The sequence below is a fragment of the Gordonia sp. DT218 genome (assembly GCF_049847105.1).
Classification (GTDB): domain Bacteria; phylum Actinomycetota; class Actinomycetes; order Mycobacteriales; family Mycobacteriaceae; genus Gordonia.
In genome coordinates, this window is the sequence record NZ_JBNCNS010000001.1 from 944,393 (window position 1) to 963,931 (window position 19,539).

Annotated in this window: 18 protein-coding genes; 11 read left to right on the forward strand and 7 right to left on the reverse strand. The window is 66.5% G+C overall.

From position 1 onward, the window contains the following. Positions 1-3: 3 nt before the first annotated feature. From ACPXCG_RS04400 to ACPXCG_RS04420, 5 genes are read left to right on the forward strand one after another with little or no spacing between them, the layout of a single operon-like run. Positions 4-1,053, forward strand: coding sequence for an MCE family protein (locus ACPXCG_RS04400; protein ID WP_425789438.1), 1,050 nt, complete (start codon positions 4-6; stop codon positions 1,051-1,053). Continuing rightward, positions 1,050-2,153 (forward strand): MCE family protein, encoded by a 1,104-nt coding sequence (locus tag ACPXCG_RS04405; protein ID WP_425789440.1) that lies wholly within the window; start codon positions 1,050-1,052, stop codon positions 2,151-2,153. Before ACPXCG_RS04400 ends, ACPXCG_RS04405 begins: the two co-directional genes overlap by 4 nt. Further along, positions 2,150-3,253 (forward strand): MlaD family protein, encoded by a 1,104-nt coding sequence (locus tag ACPXCG_RS04410; protein ID WP_425789442.1) that lies wholly within the window; start codon positions 2,150-2,152, stop codon positions 3,251-3,253. The genes ACPXCG_RS04405 and ACPXCG_RS04410 overlap by 4 nt, the downstream gene beginning before the upstream one ends. Beyond that, a complete protein-coding gene (locus tag ACPXCG_RS04415) occupies positions 3,250-4,563 on the forward strand; it encodes an MCE family protein (RefSeq protein WP_425789444.1) in 1,314 nt (437 codons plus the stop codon). The genes ACPXCG_RS04410 and ACPXCG_RS04415 overlap by 4 nt, the downstream gene beginning before the upstream one ends. Beyond that, positions 4,560-5,378, forward strand: a complete 819-nt coding sequence (locus tag ACPXCG_RS04420; RefSeq protein WP_425789446.1) for a hypothetical protein — start codon at positions 4,560-4,562, stop codon at positions 5,376-5,378. The genes ACPXCG_RS04415 and ACPXCG_RS04420 overlap by 4 nt, the downstream gene beginning before the upstream one ends. Before the next feature lie 56 nt (positions 5,379-5,434). Here the strand turns inward: ACPXCG_RS04420 and ACPXCG_RS04425 are convergent, their stop codons facing one another. Genes ACPXCG_RS04425 through cysD form a run of 3 tightly spaced genes read right to left on the reverse strand, consistent with a single transcriptional unit; the run spans position 5,435 to position 8,988 of the window. Further along, the gene (locus ACPXCG_RS04425; RefSeq protein WP_425789448.1) at positions 5,435-6,196 is read right to left on the reverse strand and encodes a 3'(2'),5'-bisphosphate nucleotidase CysQ; all 762 of its coding nucleotides are present in this window, start codon (positions 6,194-6,196) and stop codon (positions 5,435-5,437) included. Between the two features lie 9 nt (positions 6,197-6,205). Beyond that, the gene (cysC, locus tag ACPXCG_RS04430; RefSeq protein WP_425789450.1) at positions 6,206-8,044 is read right to left on the reverse strand and encodes an adenylyl-sulfate kinase; all 1,839 of its coding nucleotides are present in this window, start codon (positions 8,042-8,044) and stop codon (positions 6,206-6,208) included. Beyond that, entirely contained in the window at positions 8,044-8,988 is a 945-nt protein-coding gene (gene cysD, locus ACPXCG_RS04435) for a sulfate adenylyltransferase subunit CysD (RefSeq protein ID WP_425789452.1), read from the reverse strand. The genes cysC and cysD overlap by 1 nt, the downstream gene beginning before the upstream one ends. A gap of 48 nt (positions 8,989-9,036) precedes the next feature. Between cysD and ACPXCG_RS04440 the strand changes: the two genes are divergently transcribed. The 6 genes from ACPXCG_RS04440 (at position 9,037) to ACPXCG_RS04465 (ending at position 14,821) form a co-directional block, all read left to right on the forward strand. Beyond that, positions 9,037-9,951, forward strand: coding sequence for a helix-turn-helix domain-containing protein (locus tag ACPXCG_RS04440; protein WP_425789454.1), 915 nt, complete (start codon positions 9,037-9,039; stop codon positions 9,949-9,951). A gap of 130 nt (positions 9,952-10,081) precedes the next feature. After that, positions 10,082-10,585 (forward strand): hypothetical protein, encoded by a 504-nt coding sequence (locus ACPXCG_RS04445; RefSeq protein ID WP_425789456.1) that lies wholly within the window; start codon positions 10,082-10,084, stop codon positions 10,583-10,585. A gap of 77 nt (positions 10,586-10,662) precedes the next feature. Continuing rightward, complete coding sequence (locus tag ACPXCG_RS04450) at positions 10,663-11,583, forward strand: enoyl-CoA hydratase (RefSeq protein WP_425789458.1); 921 nt, start codon at positions 10,663-10,665, stop codon at positions 11,581-11,583. Position 11,584: 1 nt separating this feature from the next. After that, positions 11,585-12,751, forward strand: a complete 1,167-nt coding sequence (locus ACPXCG_RS04455; RefSeq protein ID WP_425789460.1) for an acyl-CoA dehydrogenase family protein — start codon at positions 11,585-11,587, stop codon at positions 12,749-12,751. Positions 12,752-12,755: 4 nt separating this feature from the next. Further along, on the forward strand, positions 12,756-13,721 hold the full coding sequence (locus ACPXCG_RS04460) for an acyl-CoA dehydrogenase family protein (RefSeq protein WP_425789462.1): 966 nt from the start codon (positions 12,756-12,758) through the stop codon (positions 13,719-13,721). After that, positions 13,718-14,821: an acyl-CoA dehydrogenase family protein gene (locus ACPXCG_RS04465; protein ID WP_425789464.1), complete on the forward strand. Its 1,104-nt coding sequence runs from the start codon at positions 13,718-13,720 to the stop codon at positions 14,819-14,821. Before ACPXCG_RS04460 ends, ACPXCG_RS04465 begins: the two co-directional genes overlap by 4 nt. A 33-nt stretch (positions 14,822-14,854) precedes the next feature. On the opposite strand, the gene ACPXCG_RS04470 is transcribed toward ACPXCG_RS04465, so the two are convergent. The 4 genes from ACPXCG_RS04470 to ACPXCG_RS04485 form a co-directional block, all read right to left on the reverse strand. Continuing rightward, the gene (locus ACPXCG_RS04470; RefSeq protein ID WP_425789466.1) at positions 14,855-15,136 is read right to left on the reverse strand and encodes a YrhK family protein; all 282 of its coding nucleotides are present in this window, start codon (positions 15,134-15,136) and stop codon (positions 14,855-14,857) included. An 84-nt stretch (positions 15,137-15,220) separates the two neighbouring features. Further along, positions 15,221-16,681, reverse strand: a complete 1,461-nt coding sequence (locus ACPXCG_RS04475) for an MFS transporter (protein WP_425789468.1) — start codon at positions 16,679-16,681, stop codon at positions 15,221-15,223. A gap of 125 nt (positions 16,682-16,806) precedes the next feature. After that, the gene (locus ACPXCG_RS04480; RefSeq protein WP_425789470.1) at positions 16,807-17,463 is read right to left on the reverse strand and encodes a TMEM175 family protein; all 657 of its coding nucleotides are present in this window, start codon (positions 17,461-17,463) and stop codon (positions 16,807-16,809) included. Between the two features lie 63 nt (positions 17,464-17,526). Beyond that, positions 17,527-19,326 carry a fatty acyl-AMP ligase gene (locus ACPXCG_RS04485; protein WP_425789472.1) on the reverse strand — a complete coding sequence of 600 codons (1,800 nt, stop codon included), beginning with the start codon at positions 19,324-19,326 and terminating at the stop codon, positions 17,527-17,529. Positions 19,327-19,539 lie beyond the last annotated feature (213 nt).

A 19,539-nucleotide genomic window follows, 5' to 3' on the forward strand; every position in this document is an offset into this window, starting at 1 on the left:
ACGATGAGATCCTTCACCGCGCGTATCCGCAAATCGTTGTCACAGCCCATCGAGAACTGGAACAAGGTCATCATCGGCGCCGTCGCGCTGGTGGCCATCGTGGTGGTCGCCCTCGGGCTGATCAAGGTCGGCCAGGCCGGAATCGGCAAGCATTCGGTTCGCGCTCAGTTCGCTCAGGCCGCCGGTCTCACGCCCGGCGATTCGATCAGTGTCGCCGGCGTTCCGGTGGGCACGGTCAAGGACACCCGGCTCGACCACACCTTCGTCACCGTGACGATGGAGGTGGGCGACGATGTCCCCCTGGGATCGGACACACGAGCATCGATCAAGCTGACCACGCTACTCGGCTCCCGATACATCGAGCTGTCACCCGCCGGCTCCGGATCGCTCCCCGACGATCTCATCCCCTTGTCGCACACGGCTGTCCCCTACGACCTGCAACAGGTCATGCAAAACGCCACAACGACTTTCGAACAGGTCGATGCCGAGAAGATCGGGACGTCGATGACCACGTTGTCCCGCCAGCTCGACGGCACACCCGAGCTGGTCCCACAGGCCCTCACCAATATCCAGAGCCTGTCGACCATCATCGCCGACCGACGCGGGCAGATCGGTTCCCTGCTGACCAGTACGCAGAAGCTGACCGCCGTGGTCCGGCGGCAAGAGTCCGGTCTCGGCCAGCTGATGACGCAGGGGCGTGATCTGTTGCGTGCGTTGCTGACCCGACAGGTGATGATTGATCGGCTCCTCGACTCGACAACGGTGCTGGCGAATCAGCTCCGCCAGGTCGTCGTCGCCGATCGGTCGGGTCTCGACAAATTGGTCACCAATCTCGACGGCCTGCTGGACAGCCTGCGGCGCAACGACAATCTGCTGCGCAACACGCTCCAGATCCTGCCTGTCCCGGTCCGGAATTTCGCGAACGTCACCGGGACCGGCAACGAGACAGACTTCACCTCGCTGACGGGCCCGCTGATCGATTCGTGGATGTGCGCGATCTCCAAGCAGGCAAACCTCGCCAACCTCCCGCCCTACTTCAAGGACTGCCGATGACCCGGGGTCGAATCATCAAGGTGGCACTGCTGGCCGTGGCGGTGCTGCTGGTCGTCGGTGTCGCACGGTCGTGCACCGACGACGACCACACGATCTCCGTCGTCGCGCAGTTCGACAACGCCTCCGGGCTCTACGAGGGCAACGCGGTCTCGGTACTCGGGATGCCTGTCGGCAAGGTCACCAAGATCACCCCGCACGCCGGATTCGTCGATGTGGCGATGGACATCAGCACGGACACACCGGTTCCCGCCGACGCGTCCGCGGTGACGGTCTCCACGTCCGTGCTGACCGACCGGCATGTGGAACTCACCCCCGCATATCAGGGCGGCCCCCAACTGCAGGACAATGCCCACCTGGGGCTGAACCAGACCAGGACCCCGGTCGAGGTTGACCGGATGCTGGCCATGGCCGACAAACTGTCGGTCCAACTACAGGGCGACAATCGCGGTGGCGGGCCGGTCGCCGACCTGCTGAACGTGAGTGCGGCGATGACGTCGGGGAACGGGCCGGACATCCGTTCGGCGCTGGGCTCGCTGTCTCGTGCGCTCGCGATGGGCTCCGATCACGGTGAGCAGACGCGCAACGCGATCACCGACATCGTCGATGACATGTCGTCGCTCTCGGCGACCGCGGCCCGAAACGATGCCACCATCCGGGAGTTCGGATCGTCGGTCCAGCAGATGTCGGATCTGTTCGCGGACCAGAACATCGGGTGGGGCACCACCGGCGCCAAGATCAATGCGGTTCTCGGTGAGGCGACCGATCTCATGCAGCAGCGTCGCAAGGATGTCGCGGACACGGTCTCGGGCGCCACCACGGTCACGCGGGCGCTCGCGGACTACCGGAGATCGTTGTCGGAGTTCCTCGACGTCGCGCCGCTGGTGATGGACAACGCGTACAACACGATCGATAAGAAGGCCGGAGTCGCCCGGGTCCATGCCCAGCTCGAGAAGGTGTTCTTCGACGGACGACTCGTCAAGGAGGTCTGCAACGTACTCGGGATGCGCGAACTCGGTTGTGCGACAGGCACGTTGCGCGACTTCGGGCCGGACTTCGGCATGGACGGAATGCTCGAGGCGATGGCGGGGAAGCCGCAATGAGGTATTCGACGATCGTCCGGCTGATGGTGGCGGCCCTCTGCATGTGCACGCTCGCCGGGTGCGGCGTCGGCCTCGCGGACCTGCCTCTGCCCAAGAAGGGAACCGAATCCGGCGCGACCTATACGCTGCGCGCCGAGTTCGCGAACGCACTGAACCTCCCCGAGGAGGCAAAGGTCAAACTCAACGGCGCAGACGTCGGTTCGGTGCAGAGCATGTCCGTGCGTGACTACGTCGCCGTGGTGACCATGCACGTCGCGGACGAGGTGAAGCTGCCGCGCGGCACCCGAGCCGAACTGCGCTCGGCCACTCCGCTCGGTGACGTCTTCGTCGCCCTGCAGCCGCCGAAGTCGCTCACGACCGACACCGCCGACCTCGGTGACGGGGACACGATCTCGTTGAAGGACACCGGCGCTGCGACGACGGTCGAGGAGATCCTCTCCACGTCGGCGCTGTTGGTCAACGGGGGCGTCCTCCGCGACCTGACGAAGATCGTCAACGGCCTGGGGCGAACCGTGGGCAATCGTGGTGACAAGTTGTCGGACCTCATCGCACATTCCACCCGGTTGATCTCCGCGCTGTCCGCACGATCGGGCGACATCCGCAATGCGCTGCGCCAGACCGACGCTCTGGTCTCCACCGTGTCGGCACAGCAGAAGACGGTCAACGATTCACTCGCCGCCGCCGGACCTGCGCTCGACGTCATCTCGTCGAACTCGGATCAGATCCTGACCCTGGTCGATCAGATCGGACAGATCAGCACTCAGCTGTCGCGCTATCCGTCGATCGCCACCGGCAAGACACAGAACCTGATGGCCAACCTCAACACCCTGTCGAAGGGGCTCAACGACGCCGCGACGGACCCCCAGGCGGACCTGACCAAGATGAACTCGTTGCTCGCGCCGGTCATGAAGATCACCAATTCCACTGCTGCTCACGTCAATGCGGACCTTCAGGACCTGTCCATCGGCGCGCTGGCGGACCCCCGGCACAAGGCCGATCCGGGGGCCCGACTACCCGACGTCACCGACGTCGGCAACTTCGTCGGGACCATCACGTACACCTTGGAGAAGCTGCGCAAGAAGTTGGAGCCGCCGCGATGACGTCGACAACCGATGACCGCTCGTTCGCGGCGCCCGGCGCCTCGGCCTTCCGTACCGGCTTCCTCGAAGTCCCGGCACGCGGCATCGTGTCGGCCACCCGACGGGGGCGCCGACATCGACTCGGGCTGTCCGCCATCGGGTTGTTCGTCGTGCTCATCCTGGGCATCGGGTATCTCGTGTTCGGCGTCTTCCACAGCTCGCCCGCCAGCTCCCCGATCGTGGTCCGCGTGCAGCTCAAGGAATCCGGTGGCCTTCTCGCCGGCCAGAACGTCACACTCCGCGGCGTGCCGGTCGGCCGCGTGCGTCAGGTGGACCTCACCCGGGACGGTGTCGTCGCACAGGCCGAGATCGACCCGAGCGTCCAGATCCCGGTGCGGGGCGAGGTCCGGGTGGCCGGCCTGTCGCTGGCGGGCGAACAGTATCTCGACTTCCGGCCCGCCACGTCGTCCGGCCCGTTCCTCAGCGACGGAACGGTGATCTCGGCGGACCAGACCACCACCCCGGTCCCGCTCGCGAACGTCCTCGACGACCTCAGCGGCACCCTCGATCAGGTCGATCCGGAGAAGTTGCACACCATCACGCATGAACTCGGGGTCTCGCCACAGGGTTCGGAGCGGCTGGCCGACATCATCGACGGCGGGACGTACCTGATCTCCACCCTCGATTCCGTTCTGCCGCAGACGGTGAGTCTGTTGAAGAGCAGTCGCACGGTGCTCACCACCCTCGGCCAGGGCGCGCCGGCCCTCACCGAGACGTCCAAAGATCTCAGCCATCTGATGGCCGGTGCGGCGCGCAAGCAGAACGGCTACCGTACGCTGCTGAACCGCACCCCGGCAGCGCTGCGGGCCACCGACGCCATCATCGCCGACAACGCGCCCACGATGGTGCAACTGCTGGGCAATCTGGCAACCGTGACACAGATGGCCTACGTGCACATACCCGCTCTCAACGAATTCTTCTTCCCCCAGGATCGGGACGGATCGACCCTCGGCGCACTGAGCACCACCATGCGAGACGGCGGCATCTGGGCCGCGGTGAACATCTATCCGCGCAACACCTGTGATTACGGGCTGCCGCGCCTGCCACCGTCACAACCCGATCATCCAGAACCTTATCTGTATACGTACTGCAACAACCCCGACCCGTCGGTGCAGATCAGGGGTGCCCGGAATGCACCCCGGCCGCCGGGCGACGACACCGCGGGTCCGCCACCCGGAGCGGCGCCCGACGCCCGCTCGAGTCCCTCACCGACCGGACCGCAATCGATTCCGCTGCCCTTCGCCGGACCCGCACTACCGTCCCAACCATGACCACCGGAAGATCGATCGAAAGGACAATCGTGAACTCCACGACGACCAAGGCACCGAACAAGTCCTCGTCCGTGCGTCCGCCGTCGGCGCGATCCACGGCCAAGCGGTTGGCCGGCGCGGCGCCGTCGGTGCGGCGCGAGAAATCCGCTGAGTCGCCGAGCGATCCCGCGATCACACCGCTCTCCGACGACGACACCGACGCGACGGAACCGGCGCAGGTGAGCTCCGATCCGCCGGAGGTCACCGCCGACGACGAGGCAGCCACCTCCGATCACGAGGAAGAATCCGCCGCCGCCCCGACCCGTCGAGCGCGGGTCCGGGCCGCCCTCACCGGCCGCCGAACCCGGCGAATCTTCACCGTCGTCGTCACTTTGGTGGCCATCGTCGGTGTGGCACTTGCCGGTTGGTTCGGCATGGAGTGGAAGCAGGCTCGCGACGTCGACAACGCTGCCACGGCCGCGAAGTCGGTCGCCGAGCAATACGCGGTCTCCCTGACCAGCGTCAGCGCCGACAGCGTCGACAAGGACTTCGCGACCGTTCTCGGCGGCGCCACCGGCGGATTCAAGGACATGTACGCGAAGTCGAGCGCGCAGTTGCGTCAGTTGCTCGTCGACAACAAGGCCGACGCGCAGGGAAAGGTCATCGCATCGGGCATCCAGTCGGCGACCACCGACAAGGTGGTGGTGCTCCTGTTCATCGACCAGACGGTACGCAACGCGTCCACTCCCGAGCCACGGATCGACCGCAGCCGTGTGGTGATGACGATGGACAAGGTCGGTGACCGATGGCTCGCATCCAAGGTCGACCTGCCGTGATCACCCACGACTGACCCTGCTCGCGCAGGTTCTCGTCGACTCCCAGAGGTGAGGGCTCAGGCGTCCGCGGAGGTGATCCCGATGATCGCGTCCCTGAGTTCCGGTCGGCAGATCACCAGGTCGGGCAAATAGGTGTCGTCGCGGTTGTAGACGAGTTCCGAACCGTCGATCCGGCCACACCACAAGCCTTTTGCCTGGGCCACCGCAACGGGTGCCGCCGAGTCCCACTCGTATTGGCCACCTGCGTGCACGTAGGCGACGGCCTCGCCCCGGACAACCGCCATGGCCTTGGCGCCGGCAGAGCCCATCGCCAGCACCTCTCCGCCGATGGCATCGGCGACCGCCTGGGAGAAGACGGGCGGGCGAGAAGCGCTGACCACCACACGTGGCCGATCCCCCGCGGGCACGGCCGCGAGCCCGTCGGTCGGGGCCACCGGTTCGGTGTCGTCGAGGTAGGTGACGCCAAGAGCCGGGAGTGCCACCGCACCTGCGATGAGTCCGTCGGTCGCCGACCACAACGCCACGTGGACCGCCCAGTCGGCGCAACCTTCGGTGCCGTATTCCCTTGTGCCGTCGACCGGATCGACGATCCAGACCCGGGCGGCGGTCAACCTCTGCTTGTCGTCGGCGGATTCCTCGGAGAGCACCGCGTCATCGCGCCGCTCGGCCGCCAGCCGAGCCAGGATGAACTCGTCGGACCGGAGATCGCCTGCCTTGCCGAGTTCCTTTCCGGCGAGCCCGCTGGTGGCACGGATCTCGAGGAGCAGTTCTCCTGCGGCGGTGGCCAGATCACCGGCGAGCACACGATCGGTGGACAAGTCGCTCTCCTACAGTCCCAGGTTTCGGATGATCGATTCGGCCACGTCGACCGGCGAACCATCCGATGGTGTCACCACCACGTCGGCATGGCCGGGACGTTCGTAGGGTGAGTCGATCCCGGTGAACTGGCTGATCTCGCCGCGGCGCGCCTTGGCGTACAGGCCCTTCGGGTCACGTTCTTCACACACGTCGAGCGGTGTATCCACGAAGATCTCGAAGAACGGCAGTCGCCGTTGCGCATGGATCTCGCGCGCCCGTTGCCTCTCCTCGGCGAACGGACTGATCAGCGAGACGATCGCGATCGCCCCCGCGTCGGCGAACAGGGCAGCGACCTCACTGGTTCGGCGGATGTTCTCCCGACGGTCGTCGTCGGAGAAGCCGAGGTCGACGTTGAGGCCGTGCCGGAGGTTGTCGCCGTCCATCAGGTACGCGGGGCGGCTCTCGGCCACCAGTCGGCGTTCGAGTTCGACGGCCAGCGACGACTTGCCGGAACCGGACAGTCCGGTGAGCCAGATGGTGGCGCCCTGATGGGTCCGCTGTTCACGCGACACCTTGGTGGTCTGCCACACCACGTGGCTGTCCTTGCTGACCGGCGCGGTGATCATGCCCGCCGCCACCGTCTTGTTGCTCCCCTCGTCGATGAGGATGAAGCTGCCGGTCTCCCGGTTCTTGCGGTAGGCGTCGAACATCACCGGCTGCTGCGTGTGCACGGTGATCCGCGCGATCTCGTTGAGCCCGAGGCTGGTCGCCTCCTCGTCACGGTGCAGCGTGTTGACGTCGAGGCGATAGTTCAGTCCGCTCACCTGCGCGCGGGTCAGCCGCGTGCCGCACATCATCTGATACCGGTTGCCCGGACGCAGTTCGGTGTCGTCGGCGAACCAGCACACCATCGCGTCGAGGTCGCGGCCGACGTACGGACGGTTGTTCGGACGCGCCAGCATGTCGCCACGCACGATGTCGATCTCGTCGGCGAGTTCGATCGACACCGCCATCGTCGCGAACGCCTCGTCCACCTTGGTGCCGCCGGGCCCCCAGATCTCGGTGATGGTCGTGCTGAATCCCCCGGGCAGGACGACGATCTCATCTCCTCGCGAGAACACGCCGCCGGCCACCGTCCCGGCGTAGGCGCGGTGGTCGGCACCGTCGCTGCGCTGGGGCCGGATGACGTACTGCACCGGCATCCGCGCGTCGATCAGGTTGCGGTCCGAGGCGATGTAGACGTTCTCGAGGTGATTCAGGAGAGGGCGGCCCTCGTACCACGGCATGTTCACCGACTGCTCGACCACGTTGTCGCCCTGCAACGCAGACATCGGGATGAAGGTCAGGTCGATGACGTTGAGCTTGGCGGCAAAGGCGATGAAATCGTCACAGATCTCGTCGAACCGTTCCTGCGACCAGTCGACGAGGTCCATCTTGTTCACACAGATCGTCAGGTGCGGAATACCCAGGAGCGACGAGAGGAACGCGTGCCGTCGGGTCTGTTCCAGCACCCCTTTCCGGGCATCGATGAGAATCATCGCCAGGTCGGAGGTCGAGGCGCCGGTGACCATGTTGCGCGTGTACTGCACGTGTCCCGGAGTGTCGGCGATGATGAACTTGCGCCTCGGGGTCGTGAAGTACCGGTAGGCGACGTCGATCGTGATGCCTTGTTCGCGTTCGGCCCGCAGACCGTCGGTGAGGAGCGCGAGGTTCGCATACTCGTCGCCACGCTCGGCACTCGTGCGCTCGATGGATTCGAGTTGGTCGGTGAAGATGCTCTTCGAATCGAAGAGCAGTCTGCCGATGAGGGTCGACTTGCCGTCGTCGACCGATCCGGCCGTCGCCAGGCGAAGCAGTTCTTTGGGCATCAGAAGTACCCCTCCTTCTTCCGATCCTCCATACCCGCTTCGGAGATGCGGTCGTCGGCGCGGGTGGCACCCCGTTCGGTGACCCGGGTGATCTCGATCTCCTCGACCACCTTCTCGATGGTGTCGGCCCCGCTGAGGACGCAGCCCGTGCACGTGGCGTCGCCGACGGTACGGAAACGGACCATCTCGGTCCTCGCCTCCTCCCCCGGGTACTGCTGCAGGAAACGGGTCTTGGCGAGCAGCATGCCGTCGCGCGGGATCACCTCACGTTGGTGCGCGTAGTAGATCGGCGGGAGTTCCATGTGCTCCGCACCGATGTACTGCCAGATGTCGAGTTCGGTCCAGTTGCTCAGTGGGAACACCCGGATGTGTTCGCCCTTGTGATGCCTGCCGTTGTACAGGTGCCAGAGTTCCGGGCGCTGGGCGCGCGGGTCCCAGGCGCCGAACTCGTCACGGAAACTGAACACCCGCTCCTTGGCCCTGGCCTTCTCCTCGTCCCGCCGGGCACCGCCGAACACCGCGTCGAACCGGTTCTCGGTGATGCCACGAAGGAGTGCGGTGGTCTGCAGCCGGTTGCGGCTCGTGCCCGGACCGGTGTCCTCGACGACCCGTCCCGCATCGATGTCGTCCTGGACGGAGCTGACCACCAGTCGCACACCGGTCTGCTCGACGACCCGGTCACGGAAGTCGATGACCTCGTCGAAATTGTGTCCGGTGTCGACATGCATCAGCGGGAACGGCACCGGGGCCGGCCAGAACGCCTTGCGCGCCAGGTGAAACATCACCACCGAGTCCTTGCCTCCGGAGAACAGCAGTACCGGCCGCTCGAAGGTGGCGGCCACCTCCCGGATGATGTGGACCGACTCGGCCTCGAGCGCATCCAGGTGGGTCAATTCGTACCCGTGGTGCACGCGATGACCTGTCGCGTCTGCCGTGCTCGACACTGACCAACTCCTTGACATGTCGGATATTCGACACTCAGTATTGAGTATGTGACACAAACCGTAGGTGAGTCGTCTGGCGCGAGTCAACCGTCGCGCGCCGGCGCTTCACCTCCCACCGCCCGCGTCATCAGCATCATCGAACTCCTCGCCGATCCGGCCAGGCAATCGATGACGCTTGCCGAGATTGTCCGCCAGATCGGGTTGTCGCGCGCCACCGCCCACGCGATCGTCGGCGAACTGGTCGAACGCGGTTGGCTGTTCAGAGGCCCCGCGTCGAACACCTACGGGATCGGTCCGGGATTCGTCGCGCTCGCCCGGTCTGCGGACAACGCGGATCACCTGAGTCGATGGGCGGCTACTGCCGCGCGGGCACTGAGCGACCGATTGTCGATCCCCTGCTTCGTCGCCCGACGTACCGCCCGCGATTCGATCACCGTGGCCGAACACGCGGTACCCGATCACCTCACCGACGGCGGCGACGCATCGCCGTGGTTCCGCCATGGTCAGCGCATCCGGCTGCGCCCGCCGATCTGCCGGGAGTTCGTCGCATGGGAGTCGGCGGAGGCCCGGGCCGACTGGATCGCCCAGGCTCCGGAGCCGACACGCACACGGCTGCGAGTGGTCCTCGACGTCATCGCCGAGCGCGGTTACTCGATCGAGCGGATGACCGACGATCACGTCGCGATGGTCGATGCGCTGAGCTCGCTCGACACGATGTCGGACGGCCTGCGCGCCAAGGTCGGCGACCTGCTGACCGAACTGTCGGTGATCGACTACCTCCCCGACGAGCTGACCGGAGACGTCGCCGCGGTCACGATCGGCGCTCCGATCAGGGATGCGAACCGGGGGGTGGTGGCCTCGATCGTCGCCTGCCCCAACACGACGATGCCGGCGGCCGAGCTGACGGCCATCGCCGAGGCTACGCGAGCGGCCGCCGACCGGATCTCCGAACAGTTGCGGTAGGCACCACCCGACGGTACGAAAGCGCACGTCCCCCATTCGTCCGACACACCAGTCACAACACCATCACAGTTCCCATAACTCGCAAATACCCCATGTCGGGCAGGTCGCCACATCGGCTACGGTCCCCGACATGTCACAGCTCCCTCGCCCCTCGACCCACGAAACCCCAGGCTCCACGCGTCGTCGTCGCCTCACCATCGCCCTCCTCGCCGCCGCCGCCGCGATCGGACTCGGCGCCGTGGCGCCCACCACCGCGTCCGCAGAGACGGTCGTGCCGCTCGACCGGTGCTGGGGAGTGAGTCCGAACATCGTCGACCAGCCGTTCAGCACTGCGCGACTGTTCGTGAGTCCCAACGGGCGCGGTCGCGTCACCGCTGCCGTCCGCGACGTCTCCAGCTTCTGGACACCGACCGGCGGATACCAATCGGCCGGACGACTCGAGTGGCACAACCTCTCGACCGGCAAGAAGGGCGTCGCATTCGACACCGCGCAGATCAGATTGTTCGTCGGCGGACCCACGTTCCGGCTCGACACCGGACCCGGAACGGTTCGGGTCACGTTCAGCGCCGTGAATCGCAACGCGTTGTGGGCGATACCGAGCACCTCCTGTAGCGGGACCATGCGCGTGGGCTGACCGAGTCCCCGATCACGCCGCCCGGAGCGAGCAACACCCGACTACCAACCAAGCACTTGCTAGGTTACGCTCGGGGCATGAGTGATGCCGTCATCCCGCCCGCACTCGGCCCCGACGACCTCGGGCCGGATTCGACACCCGTCGCCTACGAGGTCGGCGGCCCCGAAGGCGCTGTCGCCTACGTGACGCTGAACCGGCCCGATTACCGCAACGCCCAGAACTCCGTGATGACGTATTCACTGGATGCGGCGTTCCGCAAGGCCGTCGACGACGCGGCGGTAAAGGTCGTGGTGCTCCGCGCGAACGGCAAGCACTTCTCGGCCGGTCACGACATCGGTACCCCGGAACGCGACTTCGACACCTTCTACGACAACGTCGCCACCCTGCACTGGGACCACACCGACAAGTCGGGGGCAGATCAGCGTCTCGCCCGCGAGATGGAGGTCTACATGGGCATGTGCCGCCGTTGGCGTGAGATGCCCAAGCCGGTCATCGCCCAGGTCCACGGTGCCTGCATCGCGGGCGGTCTGATGCTCGCGTGGATCTGCGACTTCATCGTGGCCTCCGACGATGCATTCTTCTCCGATCCCGTTGCCCGCATGGGCATCCCGGGCGTTGAGTACTTCGCGCATGCCTACGCGCTGGGTACTCGCCGCGCGAAGGAGATCCTGTTCACCGGCGAACGGTTCACCGCCACACAAGCTGCCGAGTGGGGCATGGTCAACCACGTCGTGCCCCGGGATGAACTGTCCGCCAAGGTCGACGCGATCGCCGAGAAGATGGTCGCGATGCCGATGCAGGGACTCTTCCTGAGCAAGAAGGCCGTCAACATCTGCGAGGACCAGATGGGCCTGCGCAACTCGATGGACTCGGTGTTCGGGTGGCATCACTTCGCGCATGCGGCCAACTCCGAGTCGGGCGGCGATTCGCTCGGCGGCATGGATGCCAAGTCGATGAAGGCGAGTGGGGCGTCGGCATCCAACGGGTCGGGGAGCTGACATGGATCTGTACTTCGACGACGACGCCGAGGAATTCCGCACGGAGGTGCGGTCGTGGCTGGCCGAACATGTTCCCGCCGAACCACTCCCGTCGATGGACACCGCAGAGGGCTTCGAGGCGCACCGGGAATGGGAACGAACGATGGCCGCCGACCGGATGTCGGTGGTCAGCTGGCCCGAGGAATACGGGGGCCGCGACGTCCCCCTGCTGCACTGGGTGATCTTCGAGGAGGAGTACTACCGCTCGGGCGCGCCCGGCCGGGTCAGCCAGAACGGCATCTTCCTGCTCGCCCCCACATTGTTCGAACATGCCAACCCCGATCAGCTCGCCCGCATCCTGCCGCGCATGGCGCGTGCCGACGACATCTGGGGTCAGGCGTGGAGCGAACCCGAGGCGGGCAGCGACCTCGCCTCGCTACGGTCGACGGCGACCCGTACCGACGGCGGGTGGCTGCTCAACGGGCAGAAGACCTGGAGTTCGCGATCGAGCTTCGCCGACTGGGCGTTCGGCCTGTTCCGCACCGACAAAGCGGCCCAGCGCCACAAGGGACTCACGTACTTCATGTTCGACCTGCGCAGTCCGGGCGTCACGGTACGGCCGATCGCGCAGCTCGACGGCGAGCCCGGCTTTGCCGAACTCTTCCTCTCCGATGTCTTCGTCCCCGACGACCCGGCCGACCCCGGCGACTCCGGCGTCATCGGTGAGATCGACAACGGCTGGCGCGTGGCCATGAGCACCGCGGCCAACGAACGCGGTCTCTCGCTACGCTCCCCCGGCCGCTTCCTGGCGGCCACCGATCGTCTGGTGGACCTGTGGAAGCGCAATCGCGACTCGGTGCCGTCGACGGCGAATGTCGATGCCCGCGTTGCCGATGCGTGGATCGGCGCCCGGGCCTACGAGCTCTCGACGTACCAGACGGTCAGCCGTCTCGCCGCAGGCGGCCAGCTGGGTATGGAATCGTCGATCAACAAGGTGTTCTGGTCGCAGTGGGACATCGCCACGCACGAGACCGCCCTCGACCTCCAGGGTGTCGACGCCGAACTCGACGACGCCTGGATGGACGGCTACCTCTTCTCGCTGTCCGGTCCGATTTACGCCGGTACCAACGAGATCCAGCGCAACGTCATCGCGGAACGGCTGCTCGGCCTCCCGCGTGGGGACAGGTGACACCATGGAATTCCTCCTCTCCGATGTGCACGACGACCTGGGCTCCACGGTCGACGCCCTGCTCACCAAGGCCGATGTCGCGTCGCGCGCCCGCGCGTGGGCCGACGGCGATCCGCAACCGGCTACCGAGGTGTTCGCCACGCTGGCCGAGACCGGGATCAGCGGCCTGCTGATCGACGAGTCGTCGGGCGGCTCGTCGGCCGGCGCCATCGAGATGGCCGTCGCCATGGAACAGATCGGACGCCACGCCCTCCCCGGACCGGTCATCGAGACCATCGCGGTGCTGCCCGTGTTGTTCCACGCCGCGAACATCACCGGGGAACGTCTGAGCGCCTTGGCCGAAGGGTCCATCGCCACCTGCGCCATCCCACCGATCGCACCGATGGCCCCCGTCACCGACGTCGCCTACCTCGTGCGCGACGGCGTGCTCAGCACGGCCACCGTCGGCGAACCGGTGGCGACCGTCGATCCGACCCGCATGGTCGCCGAGCTGACCCCGGGCGAGGTACTGGCCGAAGGCGTTTCCGTCGACGATGCGATCGACATCGGCATCTTGGCGGCGGCCGCTCAGCTGCTCGGCATGGCAGGCTCGATGCTCACCCTCGCCGCCGACTATGCGCAGGCGCGCAAGCAGTTCGGTCGTCCGATCGGCTCCTTCCAGGCGGTCAAGCACCACCTCGCCGACGTCGCGATCGCGATCGAGATGGCACGACCCCTGGTCCACGCCGCCGCTCTCGGGATCGACGGTCTGGCGCCGGAGGACACCGACACCCGTCGGGACGTCGCCGCGGCCAAGGTCGCTGCCGGCGACGCTGCCCACCTCGCCTCGCGCCGGGCGCTGCAGGTGCTGGGAGCCATCGGCTACACCACCGAGCACGACCTGTCTCTCTACCTGACCAAGACGCGTGCGCTGCTCACCGCGTGGGGAACTCCCGCGGTCCTGCGGCAGCGAGTACTGGAGTCGTTGTGACCAGTGATGTGATCGCCCCCGCAGCGGTCTCGGCGGAGGAGCGCGAGGCGCTCGCCGAGGCCATCCGCGATCTGGTGACCCGCCGCGCCGACTCCGCATCCGCCCGAGCGGCGATGCGCGCGACACCACGGATCGACCGCGGGCTCTGGCAGACGTTGTGCGCAGAGATCGGTGTTGCGGCCCTCCCCATCCCGGAAGAGGCCGGTGGCGCGGGCGCCTCCTTCGCCGAGACGGCGGCCGTTCTCGAGGAACTGGGCCGATCGCTGAGCCCGGTGCCTGTCTACGCGACGGCGCTGGCCACCGCCGCGATCCTCATCGCCGGTGACGACGAGGTCACCGCCGCCTTGCTGCCGTCCATCGCATCCGGCGAGCGCATCGCGACGGTGTGTTGGGCGGGTCGCGACGGATGGGACCGGCCGGGAGTGCGGGCCGACGGCGGATTGCTCTCCGGCACAGCCGACTACGTGATCGACGGCGAGTCGGCAGACCTCCTGCTGGTACTCGCCGGTGGCGTCGACGGCACCACCCTGCACGCGGTGGATGCCGACGCCGACGGTGTGACGGTCACCCCCCTACCCGTGGTCGATCCCAGTCGCCCCCTCTCGCGGATCGACTTCGACGAAGCACCGGCCCGCACGATCGCGTCGGGCTCGGATCTGCCTGGCCGACTCCGCACCCACGCATGGGCCCTGCTGGCCGCCGAACAGGTCGGCGGTGCCGCGGCAGCACTCGACCTCACCGTCGACTACACGAAGTCACGCAAGCAGTTCGGTCGGATCATCGGATCGTTCCAGGCGTTGAAGCACCGGATGGCGGACATGTACGCGTCGGTCGAGACCGCTCGGTCGATCTCCAGGGCTGCCGTGGCGGCGATCGTCACCGGTGATCCGGCCGCCGACGACCTGGCAGCGGCGGCACATGTGTACTGCTCGGAAGCGTTCGCACGCGTGACCGGCGAGGGCATCCAGCTCCACGGGGGTATCGGCATCACCGCCGAACACGACATCCAGCTCTATTTCAAGCGCGCACACGGCAGTGCCCAACTGTTCGGGCAGCCGCACGAGGTGATCGCGGAACTCGGCGGCCGCCTGCTCAGCTGAAGCGGCCCGCCGCCGCGAGCGGCGGCATCCGCCTCAATAATCGAAAGAGCTGTCCGAACCCGTCGCACCCGGCCGAATCCGCCGGATGTGGACACGTCGCGCCAGCCGGATCGCCGGGCGTACCAGGAACTCGATGCTGCCCAACAGGAAACACCAGGTGGCTGCGAAGGTCGTGCTCTCCCAGAAGAACAGGATGCTGCCGGCGACAAACCACATCGCGATCAGGACATCGTTCGCGATGCTGATCGTCTCCCATCGCTGCCGCACGATCAGCTCCTCACGCCCGATCGTGAAGGTCACTTCGTCATCACTCAACGTGCAGTCCCCTCCGGTCCGATTGCCAAAGCCCTGTGTCTCCTCACCGGCTTTCTGCGGCTTCCACTTCTACTTCCGACATCATCACAGGGACGTCGTCGCCTTCCGTCGCTCCGCGAACTGATCTGCCAGCCCGACGATCAGCGCGACCAGAACCAGCAGCGCCGCCGTCGAGAGCCCGAGCTGGAACGCTTTCGCCCAGTCGCCGTGTGTATTCGCCACCTGTGCGAAGAACACTGCTCCCACCACGGCAATACCGGCGGCGGAGCCGATACGCTGGCCGGTCTGCAGAACGCCACCCGCGATGCCCGCCTTGGAGACCGGGATCTCGTCGAGACTCAGGGTGAGGTTCGGCGAGATCACCAACCCCGATCCGATGCCGGCCACCAGCAACGGGACTGCGGCCGCGTAGGCCACGTTGTCTCCGGGCACCAATTGGACTGCGAACACGGTCGTCACCATGCCGACGACAACGAGCAGCAGTCCGAAGACGACCAGCTTGCGGCCGAACTTCCCGACGATGTTCCCGCCGATGGCCGCCGATACCGCGGAACCGAGCGCGAAGGGGGTCACGGCGAGACCCGCCATCAGTGCCGAATAGCCCAGTCCCTGCTGCACATAGAGGGTGTAGATGAAGAAGACCGTGGTGAATCCGGCGAAGTACACGAGCGCGATGACACAGCCCAGCGAATACGACCGCAGGGTGAACAACGACAGGTCCACGAGTTGCTGCCGGCCCCGGCGCGCCTGGTGCCGCTCCCACCACACGAAGACCGCCAGGAGCACCGCGGCGAGGACCATCAACAGCCACTTGCCGTTGCCTTCCCACTGCTGTTCCTGGACGAGCGGCAGCATCAGTGCAACCACGCCGGCGCCGAGCAGGACCACCCCGATGGGGTCGAACGACGATGCGCGCAACGGCTGCTTGGTCTCGACCGGCCGGGAGGGTATCAGTCGGACTGCCGCGATGAAGGCCAGGATGCCGATCGGTACGTTCACGAAGAACACCCATCGCCAGCCGTGCTCTTCACCGCCGATCTGGATGAGGATGCCGCCGAGCAGGGGCCCGACCGCGGTCGAGATGCCGATGGTCGCGGCGAACATCCCGAACGCCCGGCCGCGCTCGGCGCCCCGGAACAGGAGCTGGATGAGTCCCGACACCTGGGGGCTGAGAATGCCGCCGGCGGCGCCCTGGATGAGCCGCGAGATGACCAGCATTCCCGGCCCCGGTGCCAGGCCGCACGCCGCGGAGGCAAGGACGAACAGCGTCAATCCGACGAGGAATGTGGTCTTGCGACCCCGAGCGTCCCCGACGCGGCCGGCCGGTACCAGCACGAGGCCGAAGGTCAGGGCGTATCCGGAAACCACCCACGACAGGTCGGCCGACGTCGCGCCGAGCCCCTTCTCGATCGACGGCAGCGCCACGTTGACGATCGAGACGTCGAGCAGGGTCATGAAGCCGACCACCAGGCACACTGCCAGCGCCTTCCAGCGCCGCGGATCGGGCTGATACTGATCGGACAGCGGGCCGGCGGGCGTTGACATGTCTGTAGTGAACCACCTCGTACGTGTCGGGCGCGCGACTCAGGCTTCCGAGATCCGGCGAGATGTGCACATGGAAGTGAGCATGCGCGACGGCTCGTCCGTGAAGGTGGCGGAGATCTCGGCGCTCAGCGTGCTCGCGGGCCGCGCGCCCGCCCGGCCGTCCGGTCGCGGAGCCGGGCCAGCAGCTTCTCCACCGCTCCCGACAAAACCAACAGCAGCAAGGGCCAGGAACCCGTCTCGGGATAGAGGATCGCGATGACCATTGCGACCACCAGCAGCACGAACGTCACGGTGCCCGAGCGCCGGCGGAGCCATGGTTCGATGTCGTCGCCCGGTTCCAGCAGCTCGCGACGACGGGCGCCCCACGCGGTCATGGAGACCAACGAGAGAATCGATACGGCAAGCACTCCCATGTAGACGGCGTTGGCACGTTCGATGTACTGATTGTCGAGCATGGCCGTGACGAACGGAAGCGCCACGATGGTCAGCAGCCAGACGAAGTGGAGCTCGAACAGCACCCGGTCGTAGGTCCGGAAATGCTCCATGGTGCGGTGATGATTGCGCCACAAGACCCAGATCACGATGAAGCTGACAAAGAAACTGACGATCTCGGGCATATGTTCGGAGAAGACGTCACCGACCGTGGTGTCCTCCGAGATCTCCCGCGGGATGTCGGCAAGCGGCAGCACGAGGAGGGTGAGCGCAATCGCGACCACCGCATCCGAGAACGCGATCAGCCGGCGGAATCCCTCCTCGGTGCGACGAGACTCGTAGTCGGCCATGAAACAGACAGTACGATGACTCGCGATCGACTGCGCGACATGCGGTGAAACAGCGCGAGCGTCCTACCGGCCCGCCAAGGCGGCCTTCACGAAGTCGGCGGCTGCAAGCGCTTTCTCCAGCTGCCCGGCCTTGACCACGTCGTCAGCTGCCGAGGGTGTCTGCCACTGCGCCAGCGGAGTGAGCTCGCCGTCGAGAAACTGTTGTCTGCACCTGCCCCGCTGGATCTTGCCGCTGGACGTCGTGGGAATCGAGACACGTTCCACCAGTAGCACCGAATGCGTGTCGATTCCGTACCGGTCCGCGACGGCGGTCCGGACCCGGTCGATGAGCCCGGCAAACCCGGCCCCCTCGATCCGCTCGCGGTCGACCTCCTGCACGACGACCAGTCGTTCGACCTGTCGCAGACCCGGTGTGAACGCAAAGGCCGCACCACGGCCGGAAACCAGCGCTGAGTGGCAGCCCTGCACCGTCAGCTCTATGTCGTTGGGATAGTAGTTGCCACCGCGGATCACGATGAGGTCCTTGCAGCGGCCGGTGATGAACAGCTCACCTGAGGCCAGGAACCCGAGATCACCGGTACGCAGGAACGGACCTTCCGACGTACCCGCTATCGAGGCAGCGAAGGTGTGCTCGGTTTCTTCCGCCCGCTCCCAGTATCCTTGGGCGACACCAGGTCCGGCGAACCAGATCTCGCCGACCTCGTTCGTCTCGCATCGGCGCCGGGTCGTGGGGTTCACGATGGCGACCTGACCGGCCCGCGGCTGACCGCAACCGACCACGGCGACCGATCGGTCGCCGGCGACGGTGTCGACGATACGGTCGCCACTGAGTGCCTCGCGGTCGATGTGACCGACCAGCGGGAGCTCGGAGTCCGACCCGCCGGACACCAGCAGCGTCGCTTCTGCCAGTCCGTACACCGCGGAGAAGGCCGACGGCCGGAATCCGGCGGAAGCGAAAGCTCCGGCGAAAGCCTGCAAGGAAGCCGCTTGCACCGGCTCGGCACCGTTCATGGCGGTGGTCAGGCTCGACAGATCAAGCGCCGCACGCTCTTCCGCGGTGCTGTGCTCGACACACAGGTCATAGGCGAAGTTCGGCGCCACCGTGTAGGTGGCGCGATGACGAGATATCGCCTCCATCCACCGCATCGGCCGCTTGATGAAAGAGGTCGGCGACATGAGGTGGGTGGTGCACCCGCGATGGATCATCGAGAAGATGCCACCGATGAGCCCCATGTCGTGATGCGACGGCAACCAGAGGCACGCTATATCGGCGTCGTCGCCCTCCCACGACTGACGGATGGACTCCATGTTGCGGAGCAGATTCGCATGCGTCAGCACGACCCCTTTCGGTGTCGTCGTGGACCCAGATGTGTACTGCACCATGGCTGTTGCGCTGGCATCGATGTCTGGTGCCACCCAATCCGCGGCGTCGGCAGACACCTCGTCCATCAGGCCCCACCGCAGGTCTCGCCCCTCACCCAGCGCATCCAGGGCGGCCTTGATGCTCTCGTGCGTCTCGGCGACGCCCAGTACGAATCGCGCTTGGGCATCAGGGACCACCGACGAGAGTCTCGGAGCCAGCCGCTCATGCACCGGCACGGCGACAGCCCCCGCGTAGATGCAGCCGAAGATCCCGGCGATGTGGTCGAGACCGGGCCGGCACAACACCAGCACGCGCTCACCCGCGGCACCATCCGCCTGCAAGCCGGCCGCGATCGCCCGAGCCCTGGTGTCCAGCTCGCGATACGTCACCCGACGAGAGTTCTCGCCGTCGCCGTCATAGGAGAAGCTGAACGCGAGCTTGTCCTCGTGCGTCTCGGCCCGCCGGCTCATCATGTCCAGAAGGGTCGCCTCGGGGGGCATTCTGTGATTCTGCATCCGTCACCTAATCGATCGTGCTGACCCGCGCGCTTCGATGTCGCTCGGCCGGGACCGGGGTGGCCGACGCAGGCCCGTGTCGACCTCGGGTGGGAAGTGACAATACCCGAGGACCCGTTCGGCGCCAGCATTTTTGGCCAATCGCCGGTGGGCTCCGCGCCCGTCGGCATCGCGCCTCCCCCGGCGCCCACGCGGTCG

Bases quoted from the DNA above. Each gene is read 5' to 3' on its own strand.
- ACPXCG_RS04400 (WP_425789438.1), top strand. From the start codon at position 4: ATGAGATCCTTCACCGCGCGTATCCGCAAATCGTTGTCACAGCCCATC.
- ACPXCG_RS04405 (WP_425789440.1), top strand. From the start codon at position 1,050: ATGACCCGGGGTCGAATCATCAAGGTGGCACTGCTGGCCGTGGCGGTG.
- ACPXCG_RS04410 (WP_425789442.1), top strand. From the start codon at position 2,150: ATGAGGTATTCGACGATCGTCCGGCTGATGGTGGCGGCCCTCTGCATG.
- ACPXCG_RS04415 (WP_425789444.1), top strand. From the start codon at position 3,250: ATGACGTCGACAACCGATGACCGCTCGTTCGCGGCGCCCGGCGCCTCG.
- ACPXCG_RS04420 (WP_425789446.1), top strand. From the start codon at position 4,560: ATGACCACCGGAAGATCGATCGAAAGGACAATCGTGAACTCCACGACG.
- cysC (WP_425789450.1), bottom strand. From the start codon at position 8,044: ATGCCCAAAGAACTGCTTCGCCTGGCGACGGCCGGATCGGTCGACGAC.
- ACPXCG_RS04445 (WP_425789456.1), top strand. From the start codon at position 10,082: ATGTCACAGCTCCCTCGCCCCTCGACCCACGAAACCCCAGGCTCCACG.
- ACPXCG_RS04450 (WP_425789458.1), top strand. From the start codon at position 10,663: ATGAGTGATGCCGTCATCCCGCCCGCACTCGGCCCCGACGACCTCGGG.
- ACPXCG_RS04455 (WP_425789460.1), top strand. From the start codon at position 11,585: ATGGATCTGTACTTCGACGACGACGCCGAGGAATTCCGCACGGAGGTG.
- ACPXCG_RS04460 (WP_425789462.1), top strand. From the start codon at position 12,756: ATGGAATTCCTCCTCTCCGATGTGCACGACGACCTGGGCTCCACGGTC.
- ACPXCG_RS04475 (WP_425789468.1), bottom strand. From the start codon at position 16,681: ATGTCAACGCCCGCCGGCCCGCTGTCCGATCAGTATCAGCCCGATCCG.
- ACPXCG_RS04480 (WP_425789470.1), bottom strand. From the start codon at position 17,463: ATGGCCGACTACGAGTCTCGTCGCACCGAGGAGGGATTCCGCCGGCTG.
- ACPXCG_RS04485 (WP_425789472.1), bottom strand. From the start codon at position 19,326: ATGCCCCCCGAGGCGACCCTTCTGGACATGATGAGCCGGCGGGCCGAG.